General features: G+C 41.4%; 1 pseudogene. It reads right to left on the reverse strand.

The window, feature by feature from the left end:
- A pseudogene (locus ACS8FD_RS24685) lies at positions 1 to 514 on the reverse strand (site-specific recombinase); the annotation flags it as partial.

The raw sequence follows: 514 nt of genomic DNA on the forward strand, positions 1-514 counted from the left end.
TTTTAGCCACGTTCTTATCTACAGCACCCTCCTGTCCATGATCTTGAGACTGATTTTCATAATATATGTCTGTGGTTGTTCGTTCACCTTTTGCGTCAACAGAGACTGAGTTAGGTATGATTTTGACATCAGATAAGCGCCGTATCACATAATTACTGGGTAATGGTTTACCGCCTTTTTGTCCGGCAGTATCATCAAATATCATATGACCTTGACTATCAATACGGGCATACTTCATCGGTTTGTCACGCGGCCAAAAAAAGTCAGATGGATGACTGACAATATGTCCAAAAACAAGCTTGGATAGTCTACGCCACTCAAAAAAGCGGACTTCTTTTGATCGTAAGGCGACTAGAAGTGCCAAGGAAAAACTGACCATTAAGTTGACGATACCGATAAGTGCGACGCCAAAAATAGAGATCAAAACCACATCCCAACTTATCTGAGCCGCTGACATATTGAACAGTCCATGAGCCAAATTGGCAGACGCAAATGCAATATGACGAATATCAAT

The organism is Psychrobacter sp. 1U2 (assembly GCF_051847575.1).